The sequence below is a fragment of the Peptostreptococcus sp. genome, assembly GCF_977045075.1.
In genome coordinates, this window is record NZ_CDRRTB010000008.1 from 1 (window position 1) to 14,014 (window position 14,014).

Consider the following 14,014-nt stretch of genomic DNA (forward strand, 5'->3'; position numbering starts at 1 on the left):
TGGCTGATAAGGCGGTAAATAGGCTTGCTAAAACCAGTGCACTAGTACTGCACTTTCCTATAAACATATTACCCATGCCATTTTCCCTGGCAGGCCTGGTTTTATAGGTCAAAAATACTCCAGCCAGTCTCCCTACAATAGGCATAAAAATCAAATATACAGCCATATTATAGTCTATAAGAGTTGCCATAGCCACAATCTTCAGGACTACAAGGACCACTATAGCCAATAAGCCATTAGTCCCTAGTCTTGGGTCCTTCATTATCTCCAAAATCCTATCCTTGGACCTATAGGAAAAAAATCCATCAAAGGTATCTCCAAAACCGTCCATATGAAGACCACCTGTTATTATAAGCTCCAAAATCAGTATGAGAGTAGCCAATAAGTAGATGTTGTCTATACCTGAAAAAAGCCAACTAAAGGCCCTGAAGCCTACAAATAAAAGCAGGCCTATTACGGCACCGACTACTGGAAAATATACAATACCCCTTTCCATGTGTGGGTCATAGCCAATATCCTTTTTTATACTTATCCTGGTTAAAAATTGAAGTATACTGATAAACCTCATACTCGGCACCTCTCCTAGCTCTCTTGCCCCTATCCAAATAATTACAATAAGGGCCTTCATAAACACTTTACATATATAGCTCGCTTACCTTGTCCCCATAAATCCAGGGACTACTTTACCCTAATAGGCTGGCCTGATACCACAAAATACATGGTCTGGCTCCTATCACCGATATACTTGTTGACCCTGCCAGCCACCTCCTGAAAGTACCTGGACAGGCTACTATCTCCAACCAGGCCCATGCCCAGTTCATTAGTTACAAATACCAGGTCTAGATCTTGGTCAGCTACTAGGTCTAAAAGCTTGTCTAGCTCTCTAAAGACAAGGTCTTCTTTTTCCTGTCTGAGGTCCTTGTCACTAGCATCAAAGTCCATATGACCCTCAAAGATTATATTGGTCACCATCATAGTCAGACAGTCAAATAGGATAGCCTTGTAGCCTGTATCCAATATTGATTTGTCGGCAAAATACTGGTCGAAGTCCTTATAGGCCTCTAGGGTATCCCAGCCATAGGACATTCTTCTTTCAATATGCTTGGCCTTTTTTTCTGCCATCTCATCGTCAAGTACTTTGGCACTGGCTATATACAGGACCTTGTCCTGGCCATTTATCCTCGGGTCTAGACCTAGGCATAGGTCTTCTGCAAACTTACTCTTACCCGAATTTGCCCCACCTGTAAGCAAACTAATTCTTGCCATACCGTCACCTACTTATCCTGTCCTGACTCATATGACCTTAAAAATTCACCCAGGGGCTCTTGGCTGAACTTGGCCATATTGTTGTAGGCATATATTGCAGAATCTATTATAGGCATGGCTAGGGCTGCACCAGTACCTTCACCCAGGCACATATTCATATTTAAAATAGGGTCTAGCTTCAAGATTTCCATGGCCAGCCTAGATCCCCCATGTCCTGATAGGTGGGATGGAATCAGATAGTCTAAGCACTTTGGATTAATCCTGTTGGCTATAAGGACAGCTGCATAGGATATAAAACCATCTATAACTACAGGTATCTTGTTGGCAGCACATCCTAGAATTACACCTACCATACCACCTATCTCAAAGCCTCCAACCTTGGCTAGGACCTCTATACCGTCAGTTGGATTTGGATTATTTACCTCTATGGCCTTCCTGATCACATCCGCCTTGTGCTTGAGATCCTTACTTGGGTCTTGTGACTCTGAAACCACAATATCCATCGGATCCTTACCGGACATGACTGACAAGATAGCAGTAGCCGGAGTAGTATTGGCTATACCCATCTCTCCTATACCAATTATCCTGTAGTCCTCTACAATGCATCTTTCAGCAACCTCTATACCAATTTCTATAGACTTGACTGCATCATCAAGGCTCATTGCTGGTCCTAGGGTCATATTGTCAGTAGCTTCCTTTATCTTATAGTTAAGAACACCAACAATAGAATCCCTACCCTTCATACCTATATCAACTGCAAACATATCCACACCATTGCACTTGGCTAGGTTGGCTACTCCGCATTTACCATTTACAAAATTCTCAAACTGAAGTCTAGTAATATCCTGGGGATAGGCTGACACACCCTCCTCATGAACACCATGGTCTCCAGCAAAGGCTATTATACACTTCTTTGGTCTGTCCTCAATTACATCATTTCCATAGACTCCAGCCATCATACAAGTAATATCCTCTAGCCTTCCCATGGACCTCGGTGGATGTATTAGGTCTTCCCACCTGGCCCTGGCCTTATCTATACTCTTTTTATCTAGTGGATATATATTACTAGATATACTAACCAAAAGATTCATAACTTCCTCCATAAATACATATATGTATTTTTACTTTTCTGCCTATTTACTCATTTTCCTATCTACTTGCTCATCCCTTACTTCTTTATCTTTTCTTTTAGGTATTCAATAGCCTTAGGCAACTGCTGGGCCTTGTCCTTGACCTCTATAGTCGGCTTGATACCCTTCTTGTCTATATAGCTGCCATTAGGTGTAAAATACTGGGCCGTAGTAAGCTTGTAGCCACTACCATCCTTTAGCTTTAACATACCTTGGACTAGCCCCTTACCATAAGTAGTTTCACCAATAGATATACCTGCCTTATTATCAAGCACCGCCCCTGTCAATATCTCTGATGCAGATGCAGAGTTGCCGTTTGTAAGGACTACTATTGGTAAATCTAGTTTTTCCTTGTCACTGCTCTTTAGGTAGTTCTTATTACCCTGTCTATCCTTGGTATATACTATGACTGCCTTACCCAAGATCCTGTCACTTATGTCCTGAACAACAGTCAATAGGCCACCTCCATCATCTCTTACGTCTATAATCAAGGCCTTCATACCCTGACCCTCTAGACTAGTTAGGGCCTTCCTAAAGTCCTTGGCAGTATCCTCTTCAAAGCTCTTTATATTAATGTATCCTATCTTATCCTCTAGCATCCTGCTCTCAATGGATACTATCTTAATTTCCTTCCTAGTAATGGTCTTATCTATCTTCTTACCATCTCTTAAAAAAGTGATCTTTACACTTGTATTTTCAGGCCCCCTAATATTCTTAACTGCTATGTCCATCTCCATATATGAATACTTCTTTCCACTTACAGCTACTACTAGGTCTCCCTTCCTTACATCAGCCTGCTTGGCAGGGCTATTATCCATAACCGATTCAACCTTGATGGCCCCTGTTGCCTTGTCAGCCCCAACCACGAAGCCTATACCTACATACTTGCCCGTTGCCACCTCTAGGAGCTGCTTCATTTCATCTGCAGTATAGTAGGATGAATACACGTCATCAAGTCCACTAAAAAGCCCCTTATAGGTAGCTTCCTCCAGCTTTTTTTCGTCTGGCTTCTTGTAGAATTCAGCCTTTATACTCTGCTCTAAGAGCTTGTACTTGGCATATTTCTTATATTCTGATGGTGGTACAAAACCTAGAAAACCAAGGTTTACTAGTACTAGGCTTGTCACAATAGCGGTCACAAGGACCACTGGTATTATCCTTAAAAATCTTCTTTCTAAACTGTCCTTTTTATTCTTCATTTTATCACTTACCTCTACCATAATAATTCATTAACTATTTAAAGTTCTAGTCCCTGTCTAAAGTACTAGTCCCTATCTAAAATGCCAAGGGCTTCATTGACAATCCTCTCGCTAGTCAAGCCATAATGCCTGTATAGGTCCTGGCAGCTCCCTGACATACCAAAGCTATCATTGACACCAATTAGCTTCATCTTGACCGGATAGTTCTCTACTACAAGCTCTGCTACTGCTGACCCAAGCCCCCCATAAATGCTGTGGTCTTCAACTGTTATTATCCCTTTTGTCTCTCTAGCGCAGGCCAATACAGTCTCTACATCTAGTGGCTTTATAGTCGACATATTTACCACTCTGGCATCTACACCAGTAGCCTCTAGCTGGCTGGCTGCATCTAGGGCCTTCTTGACCATAGGACCACATGCAAGTATACTTATATCCTTGCCATCTCTTAGGACCTGGCCCTTGCCAAGTTCATATACATAGTCCTGGTCATTTATATCCTCTGTATCATCTCTTACCATTCTCATATAGGTAGGTCCCTTGTCAGAGGCCATAAATTCTACCATGCCGGCAGCCTCCCTAGAATCTGCAGGAACAAGGACCTTCATATTTGGTAGGACCCTCATATTTGCTATGTCCTCCAAGCTTTGGTGGGTTGCCCCATCTGGACCTGTCATCAGGCCTGCATGACTTGCACAAAGTTTGACATTTAGCTTACCGATACATACTGTATTCCTTATAATCTCGTAGGCCCTTCCAGTTTCAAATACTGCAAAGGAAGAGGCGAAGACCGTCTTACCTGTAGAAGCCAGGCCTGCGGACACACCGATCAAGTTCTGCTCAGCTATTCCTACATCTACAAACCTTGATGGGAAGGCTTCCTTAAAATATTGAGTTTTTGTAGATGTAGCAAGGTCTGCATCCACAACGATAAGGTCGTCCCTCTCATCTCCTATATCTACCAAGGCCCTTCCAAAGGCCTCTCTCATTGAACTCTTACTCATAAAATCTCCTATCTTAGCTCTTCCATGGCTAGCTTATATTCTGCTTCATTAGGTACATTACTATGCCATTCACAGGCATTTTCCATAAAGGACACACCCTTACCCTTAATAGTATTGGCAATTACCAAAACTGGCTTAGAGCTAATCTTTTCAAATGTATTAAAGGCTCCAAATATCTGGTCAAAGTCATGACCATCTATCTCCAATACGTACCAACCAAAGGATGTAAACTTCTTGGCTATAGAGCCAAGGCTCATTACCTCATCTGTTGTACCATCAATTTGTAAACCATTCATATCAACTATAGCAAGAAGATTGTCTAGCTTGTATTGGTTGGCAAACATGGCTGCCTCCCATACCATACCCTCCTGGAGCTCACCATCACCCAGCAAGGCATATACGTTATAGTCTATATCATCAAGCTTGGATGCTAGAGCCATACCACAGGCTGCTGATAAGCCCTGGCCAAGTGACCCTGTGGACATGTCTATACCATTTACCCTCAGCATGTCTGGACTTCCCTGAAGGTCTTCATTTATCTGCCTAAAGCCATACAACTCCTCCTCTAGCAGGTAGCCCCTGTCAGCCAGGGTAGCGTATATGGCAGGTGAAGAATGTCCCTTACACATAACAAACCTATCCCTGTCATACTTCTTTGGATTCTCTGGGTCTACATTCATTCTACCAAAGTAGAGTGCGGTCAAAATATCCACACAAGATAGGGACCCTCCCAGGTGTCCCGACTGGGCCTTATATATCATTTTTACTATATTTCTTCTTATTCTTTTTGCCCTTTCACTTAGGTCATTATAATCAATCATTTTATAATTCCTTTCCCCTTAGGCTATTAGTACGAACTTAAACCTAACTTAATCTGTAATTGGTTACACCAATACATTTTCTATTATACTATATATGCCAAGCTAGGTGTAGCTATATCTACTACTTGAGATATAATTGTAAATTTTTCATTAAAAAAATAAAGTTGACATAGGAGGGCTGATAATGTGTAATATAAGTAATAGGTATTTTAGGAGGCCCTAATATGATTTATGGAATTGGTAATGACATTATTGAAATAGACCGCATAAGTAAGGCCATGGACAGAAACCCTCGAATTATAGACAAGCTCTTTTCTGTCAGGGAGAAGGACATGCTTGAGTCCAAGAGCTTCAAGCCAGAGTCTGTTGCAGGAAACTTCTCTGCCAAGGAGGCTGTGGTGAAGGCACTGGGAACAGGACTGAGGGGCTTTAAGCTTCAAGACTTGGAAATCTTAAGAGACGAGGTCAACAAGCCCTATGTTGTAACGAGTGGCAGTCTAAGGGATATTTGCAGAGAGCGTGGTATCAGCCAGATAATGGTTACAATATCCCATTCTAAACACTATGCAAGTGCAACAGCCATAGCCCTTACCTAACCTAGTAGCGATGCAGAAAGTAGAAAAAGGAGTGTGAAAATTTCACACTCCTGTAGTTTATTGATAGTTCACTCTTTCCAATCTTTTTGCTAAGACTTTTTTTGCTTAGACTTTTTTACCTAACCTTTTCTGGTCTTTATTATCATCTTCAAACCTTATTCCATATTCTGCCTATTAGCTAGGTCTATCTTGAAAACAAAGGTCGACTGGCCCTGTAGGACCTTATGACCTATCTTGTAGTTATTCAAAAGATTACTCACAATATACAATCCCAAGCCATTGCTATTTTCCTTATTAAGGTCAAACTTAACATCAAATACCTTGTCCATGTCTAGGGGCTTATTAGATGTGTAGGAGTTTTCAATATAGAACCAGGCATCCTCTACTCCAATTTTAATCAGGCCACTCTCTTCCGTATACTTGACTGCATTGCTGACAAGATTGGATAGGATAATCCTAAGGGCCCTTTTACCTATATATATGGTCTCATCACCAAGAAAATTTTCAATCCTTATATTCTTTTGGTTAGCCAAAACCTCATACTTGTCCAAGACTGGAACCAAGATATCTCCTATACATAGGACCTCTTCGTCATCCTTCAAATTGTCCAGGGAAGAAACCGATAAAATCTGACTTATATTATGGGTCAAGCCATCGACTATATCAATACAGTCACCAATATATAGGTCCCTGTTCTTGTACTTGCCAATATTGTACTTCATATTTTCCAAAATAATTTTCAGGCTAGCAAGTGGGGTCTTGAGCTCATGGGATGCCCCCTTCAGAAAGTCATATTTTAGCCTTTCTAATTTTATGATTTCCCTATTCTTAAACTCTAGGTCATCTATTGATTTGAGTAGGGTAAAGTATAGGTCGTTTATCTGGTCCTTTAGGTGACCAATTTCATCGCTGGAATCCACCATAAGTCTAGCATCCTTATCCAGTGTCATCATCCTGTCAGTGACAGTTTTAATCTCCTCAATATTATTCTTTATGGACTTGGCATATATCAGAGAAACCACTATCGAGAACAAGAGGGATATAAGAAGAGAGTAGGGTAAGAATTTAAAACTTAGGTTCTTGGCATCCTCCTGCATATCGGCCGTAGAAACAAACTGGAGGTATGCCTTCTTACCACTATTTAAACTTATGGTCCTCTCTTCAATTATTAGGGAATTGCTATTGCTATCCATATTTATGTCTACATTATCTTTAATTTGTACTTCATTTTTCTTGTTTTGTCCCTTTACAAATGCCTTTATTTCACTATTCTTAGAATAAAAGTCCAGGGCCTGATTCACATAGTTAATATCCTTGCCAGCAAGGTTTCTAGATATTTTATTGGCCTCTGTACATATTTCCTCCTTCCTATTTTCCAGGTAGGTCTTTGGAAATATATAGAAGACCAAGAGGTGGATCAAGAGGATTATTATTCCTAGAACTGAAAATATTTGTATAAACATCTTGGGAAATATCTTTAAGTTTTTCATTTTCTCTCCAATTTATAACCTACGTTTCTAATAGTCACAATACAGTCCAAGCCTAGCTTCTTCCTAAGCTCCTTTATATATACATCAATTACACGGTCAAAGGGAATTTCCTCTGTGTCCTTCCAGACGTTGTCAATTATCTGCATCCTTGTAAGGGCCTGCCCCTCATTGTCCAAGAGATATTTCAATATTTCTAGCTCCTTAGCATTTACATCTATATCTCTGCCAGCAATTTTTGCTGTATAGCTGGTAAAATTCACCTCTAGGTCCTTGTATTCCAACTTGTCTATATTGGCAAAGTTCTTCTTTATCAGCGAGTCCACCCTAGCCTTTAAAACAGGTAGGGAAAATGGCTTTTCTATATAGCCATCTGCTAGGTTTGTAAAGGCCTCTATCTTGTACTCCTCATCACTGAAGGCTGTCAAGATTAGGATGGGCAGCTTGCTCGTCCTTCTGATTTCCCTTAGGACCTCCAGTCCATTTATATAGGGAATCTGTATATCCAGGATAACCAGGTTAATATCATTATTAAATTTTTCTAGGGCCTCTTTTCCGTCTCCGGCCTCTATGATGGTATAGCCAAATTCTGACAAGTATTCACCTATACCCTCTCTGATCATCTGGTCGTCCTCGACAACTAGTATTTTCATGGCTTCCTCCTCCTGCTTTATTAGCTGTATTAGCCTTATTAAGTATATTATATCTCATATTATTCCTCTTAGGACAAAAATTATCGGTGCAGGTGCACCGATAATTATATTTGTATCCTTAAGGCCTTATTTTGTATCCACTAGTAGGTCCTTAGGCTTCTTCTTTAGTATAGCCCAAGATCCAAGGGCTAGCGAAACAAGCAAGACTAGGCACATAAAGATGGCCACATAAAGCATTGCTTCTGGTTGGATATGGACATCTAGGCTAGTCAGAGTCTTGTTAAAGCCATCAACCTCTGCTCCACCACCTAGCTGGCTAGATGCGGCCTGGCTAGCTATACGCTTTGATATATCGCCAGTAACCTTGTTTAGTATGCTAGATCCCATCATTTTACCTGCATAGGCTGCCAAGAAGTAGGACCCTATAAAGGCCGGTATAGCTATAAGTACCAGCTCTAGTAGGAACTGGCCGAATATCTTTGCCTTCGTGAATCCAAGTGACAATAGGATGGCTATTTCCTTCTTCCTAGCATTCATCCATAGGAATAATAGTAGGGATACTACAATACCTGCAAATATCAATGAACCCGCAAATAGCTTGTTAGCTATAGAATATATGCCAGTTATAGATGCCTGTAGGGCTGGGTAGTTAGAAGAGCTCTTAATCAAATAGTACTGGTTCCAGTCTATGTCAAGCTTACCAAGATCATCTATAACCTTGTCTAACTTCTTATTACCCTTTACAAAGAAGGTAGCATCCTGGTAAACTGCAGTATCTTCAGTATTTCCATATACCTTAGCCGCCGTATCAAGGTCAGTAATCAGGGTGTTTTCGTAAAGCTCCTGGGCAGCACTTACACCACCCTCATTGTGGCCATCAAAAAGCCCCTTTATTTCAACCTCTACAGTCTCATTTGCCCCCTTCTCATTATCGGCATCAAATAGGTTAGACTTAAGCTTTAGCTTGTCACCTATCTTCAAATTATTCTTCTTAGCTAGGTCCTTGTGGATTAAAACCTTGTGTAGGTCCTTATCATTTAGGTGGTCGCCCTCTACTAACTTATAGGCACCTGACACGAACTTTGTCTCCTTGGACGAGTCATTAACCCCTGTCAGCATGACAGTCGACTTGAAGTTCTTTGCCCTCTCCTCAGATTGGTTGGCAAGGGTCTCCTCGGTCTCTATGATACTTAGGTCAACCAGGTCTGCTACACTATTGATCCTCTTGACAAAGGAATCTATGTTTTTTGTTTCCGATATCTTCTTGATATCCTGACCCTTTACATTACCTCCACCCCTTGGAGTGCCAGGATTTACCTGCCTATTTATCTCCATGGAAAAGCTGTTTGTTATATTGCCGAAGGTGTCCTCTGAAGCCCTGTTTGTAGCATCCTTGATAGACAAGCTTATCAGACTAAGGCTAGACATGGCCAATATAACTAGGAAAATAATCAGCGACTTTAATCTCTTTCTGGTTACATATGCAAAAGCATTTCTAAGCATAGTCCCACCCCCTATACAGCCCTATCGACTGGCTTAAGCTTCATATCACCAAGCTCTAGGACTATATCGGCTGCATTGGCAACCTCCTTGCTATGGGTTACAACTATGACGCACTTATTTCTTTCCTTGGCAAGCTTCTTGAGGATACCTATGATTTCATCAGCCGTAGCACTATCCAAGTTTCCAGTAGGCTCATCGGCTAAAATTATAGGGGCCTCAGATACTAGGGCCCTTGCTATAGCAACCCTCTGTTGCTGACCACCTGACAGCTTCATCACATTTCTCTTTATCTGGCTCTTGTCAAGGCCCAGGTCCAAAAGTATCTCCTCTGGTGCCTTGCTATTCACCAACCTAATATTTTCTAGTGGTGATAGGTAGTCAATCAGATTATAGTTCTGAAATACCAAGGATATATTGTTTTTCCTGTGGTTAGAATAACCCTTCTCGCTGATATCTTCATTTTCAAACAAGATTCTACCACTATTTGGCTTGTCTAGGCCTGCCAAAAGAGATAGGAGGGTTGATTTACCTGCCCCCGACTTACCAATTATTGCATAAAATTTTCCAAGTTCAAACCCTTGATTTACAGACAATAAAACCGTCTCCCTAGAGCCCGAATAGGTATATGTCACATTTTTAATTTCTAATACATCCATTAGCTTCTCCTAACTTATCTTTGATAATATATCCTTTGGCTTCCTTATTAAAATCATCATACTTGCAAAAAGGACCGACACTAGAATAATCCCTACTAAAAGACCACAGGCCTGCAAAAAGCTGGTCATAACTCCTAGACCACTAGCTGTACTTAGGAGGTTGCCGGCTAGATTAGCTGGGCTATCAGTATCCAGAAGGCCCCCTAGTATTTGCCCTACCAAGATATTTCCAAATAGGAGGGCTACTAGCATTGCAGGTATAGTTATCAATAGGATTTCAAGTATAAATTGCCCCACAATCCTAGCCTTAGTCGTACCGATTGACAGTAGTATTCCTATCTCATATATCCTATCCCTTATCCATAGGACTAGTATTAGGGATAGGACTATAATCCCACCTATCATTATTGAAATTGTCATTAGCCTTATAATATGCCTTATTCCAGTCAAGGCCTCCAAGGATTCCTCAAATGCACTGGTGTCCTTATCAAGACGATACTTTGTCCAGTCTAGCTTGAGGTCCCTCACCTTTTTTTCAACTAGGTCTCTTGACTGGGGTCCACTAGGAAAAATTCCCAGTTTATTTACAAGCCCCCTACTTGGATCCCTACCAAGGGCCCTTTGACTTGATTCATAGTCTACAAAGACCATATTTTCACTAAAGTCTGACGATAGGCCTGTGTATTTTTCCTGCTTTTTGCCGGAGAAAATACCAGCAATCCTAAAATTGTACTTTAGATCTGACCTCTCCTTGCTGGCTTCTATTAATTCAAGACCGATGATATCGTTTACTTTTAAGCTATTCTTTTTGGCAAGGTCTTCATGTATTAGTATCTTGCCCCTATCATTTATTCCTATATGCCTACCCCTTTGAAGCTGAAATACACCACTAGTAAAGAGTATATTCCTACTAGTATTACTTGTAGCTTCAAGGGCTAGAAGATTTTTAAATTCATCAGGGATGTCATACCTTTCCACCTGCTGTCGACCCTCTACCAAGCCTATATTTGCAGGTTTTGCCAACCCATCATATAGGGGAAGTAGTTCTTCAATTTCCCCTATATTTCTTAGGTCCTTGACCTGGTCTAGCTCAAAATATCCGTCTCCCTTTTTAGTCAGGGACAGGGAAGAGTTAGAAGACCTGTATAGGGTATCTTCAAGTTTATTACTTGACTTCATTACACTTAGGCAGGAATATAGGCATGAAAGAACTAGTGCTAAAATAACAAATACTATCAGTGTCCTATTTCTCTTCCTCGTCACATATGCTATAGCATTTTTAATCATTTCACCACTAGCCCCCTTTTAATTTTTAATTCCATAGCTAATCGCATCCACAGGACAGGCATTCTTACACCTAGCACACCTGATACACTCTAGGTGGTTGCAATTTTGAACTGGGTCTATATTCATCTGACAGACCCTCTTACACCTGCCACAGCCAATACACTTATCCTTGTCTAACCTGTACCTAAAGACAGAAATAGGGTTAAAGACTGAGTATATTGCACCAAGTGGGCAGATATACTTACAGAAGGGTCTGTATACTACTATAGAAAGTAGGATAGTCAGTACCAAAATTAGTCCCTTCCAATAGTACAGGAAGCCAATCGCCCCCCTCATACTTTCATTTAACAATACAAGTGGTATTCCACCCTCTAGCATACCCACAGGACATACAAGCTTACAGAAATACGGTGACCCCTGACCCAATATATCCACGATAAATAGGGGTAGTATAATTACAAATACCAAGAGGATCACATACTTTAGCTTCCTTAAATGCTTGTCGAACTTGAAGGTCTCCACCTTCTTGAAGAAAGGAATCTTGTGCAATAGGTCCTGGACTAAGCCAAATGGACATAGCCAACCACAGACAAACCTTCCTATCAGGGCACCTATGAAGAATAAAAATCCAACCACATAATAGCTAAACTTATAATCTGAGTTTCCAATTACAGCCTGCAATGCACCTATTGGGCAAGACCCCTTTGCCCCCGGGCATGAATAGCAATTCATACCCGGAACACAAACTTTTTTAAGGTCTCCACCGTAGATTTTACCAGTCTTAAATCCTTCAAAGTAGGAATTCGTAATCAGAAACCAAATAGATTGAAATAGATGTCTAAAACGATCCATAATCTTATATCTATTCTTTTTTGTTCCAAAATTTATTAACTTTTTAACCCTATCCAATTCCAATACACTCCATACAAATTCTAATGGCCTTATCAAGTACAACCTGGACCTCTCCAGTCTTGTAGCCATGGTACATCATGGCCACACCAGCAAGTACAATTATCATAGGTAAGGCCCTACTCTTTAAAATTTTCTTACTCATATATATCCACCGCTTATATCTACTTATTTTTTAACATTTGATAATTCTTTTTCTATAATCTTCTTCCAAGTAGCTGCATCTCTTGCACCAGAATAAGTATCACCAACTATCTTTCCATTCTTGTCTACGAAGAATGTCTCTGGCACAGCCTGGATTCCTATCAACCTACCATTGAATAAAGTCTTGTCAGGTATTAGGAAAGGATAGGCTGCCTTTGACTTTTCCTTGATCAGCTTGGCCTTCTTTACAGCAGTCTGGTCTACATTTGCTCCATCATATGTATCAGTTACTATACCAACTATATTCACACCCTTGCTCTTCATTTCATTGTGAACCTTGGCAAGGTCTGGTATCTCTCTAACACATGGTGAACACCAAGTAGCAAAAACATTTACCATAGTTAGGTCATACTTAGCAAAATCCTTGCTAGAGAATTCCTTACCGTCTATATCCTTGGCAACTACCTTACTTAAATCCTTGCTAGTCTCTCCATCAAAGGCCTGAGTCTGCTCTAAGTCACTCTTTTCTGCTAGGACAAAGCCATTATCAGGACGGTCCTTCTTTTCTATTATATCTACCTTAGTCTTGGCAAACTCTTCTAGGAAGCTACCCTTAGTACCAGACTTTGAACTGATATAGTAGTTGTACTTGCCATCTGCAGAAGTTCCTAACTTCTTGTGAGTGTCACACTTGGTAATCTTAGATATTTCGTCCTCAGATAGGCTCTTTTCGAACATACCTATAGTACCCACTCTGGCAAGGCTATCCTTCCACTTGTCATATGCGTCACCCATCTTGTCTACTACAGCGTTTTTCTGCTCATCTGTAATATTACTGAAGGTTAAAATACCATACTTTAGGTCCTTGTCTACTGGACTCTGGTCATCTAGCATAACTATAGACTTATTTGTAAGATCCTTCTTAAGCTGGTCTGAAAGCTGGAACTTTAAGCCTAAAAATTCATATACATATTCATCCTTGACTGGCAATGTATAGTCCGCCGGCTTAAATGTATTTTCCTTGCCTCCATTAGCAGTCATACCCGCCTCTTCAGAGCTTACAGCTTGGTTTTCCTTAGTCTTTGCCTTGTCATCTGATTTTTGACAGCCTACAGCCCCAAAAACTAGGCATAGAGACAGTAGTACTCCTGCTCCCTTTAGTGCATTCTTGTTCATAATAATTCCTCCTTAAATATCTTTACTTGTTATAAGGGAATATACCCCTTTTAATCTTAAATTCAATCGTTTACAGATATATCTTATAATACTTTTATGAAACATATATGAAATAGATTTTTTTATGAAAAAATTTTTTAAAGTTTTTTTCGCACAAAAAAGAGGCCCCCTTGGAGACCCCTCTTC

Annotated in this window: 15 protein-coding genes; 1 reads left to right on the plus strand and 14 read right to left on the minus strand. The window is 40.5% G+C overall.

From position 1 onward, the window contains the following. The 6 genes from cobS to ACW6OJ_RS01645 form a co-directional block, all read right to left on the minus strand. Positions 1-568 (minus strand): adenosylcobinamide-GDP ribazoletransferase (gene cobS / locus ACW6OJ_RS01620; protein WP_456095597.1); only part of this gene is annotated, 568 nt, incomplete at its 3' end. A gap of 110 nt (positions 569-678) precedes the next feature. Continuing rightward, on the minus strand, positions 679-1,266 hold the full coding sequence (locus ACW6OJ_RS01625; RefSeq protein ID WP_456095598.1) for a bifunctional adenosylcobinamide kinase/adenosylcobinamide-phosphate guanylyltransferase: 588 nt from the start codon (positions 1,264-1,266) through the stop codon (positions 679-681). Between the two features lie 8 nt (positions 1,267-1,274). Beyond that, complete coding sequence (gene cobT, locus ACW6OJ_RS01630) at positions 1,275-2,357, minus strand: nicotinate-nucleotide--dimethylbenzimidazole phosphoribosyltransferase (protein ID WP_293429873.1); 1,083 nt, start codon at positions 2,355-2,357, stop codon at positions 1,275-1,277. Between the two features lie 77 nt (positions 2,358-2,434). After that, positions 2,435-3,595, minus strand: coding sequence for a S41 family peptidase (locus tag ACW6OJ_RS01635; RefSeq protein WP_456095599.1), 1,161 nt, complete (start codon positions 3,593-3,595; stop codon positions 2,435-2,437). A gap of 65 nt (positions 3,596-3,660) precedes the next feature. Continuing rightward, positions 3,661-4,596, minus strand: coding sequence for a transketolase family protein (locus tag ACW6OJ_RS01640; protein ID WP_456095600.1), 936 nt, complete (start codon positions 4,594-4,596; stop codon positions 3,661-3,663). Between the two features lie 8 nt (positions 4,597-4,604). After that, complete coding sequence (locus ACW6OJ_RS01645) at positions 4,605-5,417, minus strand: transketolase (protein ID WP_293431517.1); 813 nt, start codon at positions 5,415-5,417, stop codon at positions 4,605-4,607. 224 nt (positions 5,418-5,641) lie between these two features. Here ACW6OJ_RS01645 and acpS point away from each other — a divergent pair, with 224 nt between their 5' ends. Beyond that, the gene (gene acpS, locus ACW6OJ_RS01650) at positions 5,642-6,013 is read left to right on the plus strand and encodes a holo-ACP synthase (protein WP_456095601.1); all 372 of its coding nucleotides are present in this window, start codon (positions 5,642-5,644) and stop codon (positions 6,011-6,013) included. Positions 6,014-6,168: 155 nt separating this feature from the next. On the opposite strand, the gene ACW6OJ_RS01655 is transcribed toward acpS, so the two are convergent. From ACW6OJ_RS01655 to ACW6OJ_RS01690, 8 genes are all read right to left on the minus strand, one after another. Continuing rightward, a complete protein-coding gene (locus ACW6OJ_RS01655; RefSeq protein WP_456095602.1) occupies positions 6,169-7,503 on the minus strand; it encodes an ATP-binding protein in 1,335 nt (444 codons plus the stop codon). After that, positions 7,500-8,153: a response regulator transcription factor gene (locus tag ACW6OJ_RS01660; protein ID WP_456095603.1), complete on the minus strand. Its 654-nt coding sequence runs from the start codon at positions 8,151-8,153 to the stop codon at positions 7,500-7,502. The genes ACW6OJ_RS01655 and ACW6OJ_RS01660 overlap by 4 nt, the downstream gene beginning before the upstream one ends. Positions 8,154-8,279: 126 nt before the next feature. Then, a complete protein-coding gene (locus ACW6OJ_RS01665) occupies positions 8,280-9,656 on the minus strand; it encodes an ABC transporter permease (RefSeq protein WP_456095604.1) in 1,377 nt (458 codons plus the stop codon). Between the two features lie 11 nt (positions 9,657-9,667). Continuing rightward, positions 9,668-10,312 (minus strand): ABC transporter ATP-binding protein, encoded by a 645-nt coding sequence (locus ACW6OJ_RS01670; RefSeq protein ID WP_314494795.1) that lies wholly within the window; start codon positions 10,310-10,312, stop codon positions 9,668-9,670. A gap of 9 nt (positions 10,313-10,321) precedes the next feature. Beyond that, on the minus strand, positions 10,322-11,599 hold the full coding sequence (locus tag ACW6OJ_RS01675) for an ABC transporter permease (RefSeq protein WP_456095605.1): 1,278 nt from the start codon (positions 11,597-11,599) through the stop codon (positions 10,322-10,324). An 18-nt stretch (positions 11,600-11,617) separates the two neighbouring features. Continuing rightward, the gene (locus ACW6OJ_RS01680; protein ID WP_293426030.1) at positions 11,618-12,508 is read right to left on the minus strand and encodes a 4Fe-4S binding protein; all 891 of its coding nucleotides are present in this window, start codon (positions 12,506-12,508) and stop codon (positions 11,618-11,620) included. Next, positions 12,501-12,653: a CD1871A family CXXC motif-containing protein gene (locus ACW6OJ_RS01685; protein WP_293431536.1), complete on the minus strand. Its 153-nt coding sequence runs from the start codon at positions 12,651-12,653 to the stop codon at positions 12,501-12,503. The genes ACW6OJ_RS01680 and ACW6OJ_RS01685 overlap by 8 nt, the downstream gene beginning before the upstream one ends. A 23-nt stretch (positions 12,654-12,676) precedes the next feature. After that, positions 12,677-13,828, minus strand: a complete 1,152-nt coding sequence (locus tag ACW6OJ_RS01690) for a TlpA family protein disulfide reductase (protein WP_456095606.1) — start codon at positions 13,826-13,828, stop codon at positions 12,677-12,679. Positions 13,829-14,014 lie beyond the last annotated feature (186 nt).

What these genes read in the sequence shown, in the direction of transcription:
- cobT (WP_293429873.1), bottom strand. Translation starts at nt 2,357, where the DNA reads ATGAATCTTTTGGTTAGTATATCTAGTAATATATATCCACTAGATAAA.
- ACW6OJ_RS01655 (WP_456095602.1), bottom strand. Translation starts at nt 7,503, where the DNA reads ATGAAAAACTTAAAGATATTTCCCAAGATGTTTATACAAATATTTTCA.
- ACW6OJ_RS01645 (WP_293431517.1), bottom strand. Translation starts at nt 5,417, where the DNA reads ATGATTGATTATAATGACCTAAGTGAAAGGGCAAAAAGAATAAGAAGA.
- ACW6OJ_RS01685 (WP_293431536.1), bottom strand. Translation starts at nt 12,653, where the DNA reads ATGAGTAAGAAAATTTTAAAGAGTAGGGCCTTACCTATGATAATTGTA.
- ACW6OJ_RS01670 (WP_314494795.1), bottom strand. Translation starts at nt 10,312, where the DNA reads ATGGATGTATTAGAAATTAAAAATGTGACATATACCTATTCGGGCTCT.
- ACW6OJ_RS01660 (WP_456095603.1), bottom strand. Translation starts at nt 8,153, where the DNA reads ATGAAAATACTAGTTGTCGAGGACGACCAGATGATCAGAGAGGGTATA.
- ACW6OJ_RS01690 (WP_456095606.1), bottom strand. Translation starts at nt 13,828, where the DNA reads ATGAACAAGAATGCACTAAAGGGAGCAGGAGTACTACTGTCTCTATGC.
- ACW6OJ_RS01665 (WP_456095604.1), bottom strand. Translation starts at nt 9,656, where the DNA reads ATGCTTAGAAATGCTTTTGCATATGTAACCAGAAAGAGATTAAAGTCG.
- ACW6OJ_RS01675 (WP_456095605.1), bottom strand. Translation starts at nt 11,599, where the DNA reads ATGATTAAAAATGCTATAGCATATGTGACGAGGAAGAGAAATAGGACA.
- ACW6OJ_RS01640 (WP_456095600.1), bottom strand. Translation starts at nt 4,596, where the DNA reads ATGAGTAAGAGTTCAATGAGAGAGGCCTTTGGAAGGGCCTTGGTAGAT.
- acpS (WP_456095601.1), top strand. Translation starts at nt 5,642, where the DNA reads ATGATTTATGGAATTGGTAATGACATTATTGAAATAGACCGCATAAGT.
- ACW6OJ_RS01625 (WP_456095598.1), bottom strand. Translation starts at nt 1,266, where the DNA reads ATGGCAAGAATTAGTTTGCTTACAGGTGGGGCAAATTCGGGTAAGAGT.
- ACW6OJ_RS01635 (WP_456095599.1), bottom strand. Translation starts at nt 3,595, where the DNA reads ATGAAGAATAAAAAGGACAGTTTAGAAAGAAGATTTTTAAGGATAATA.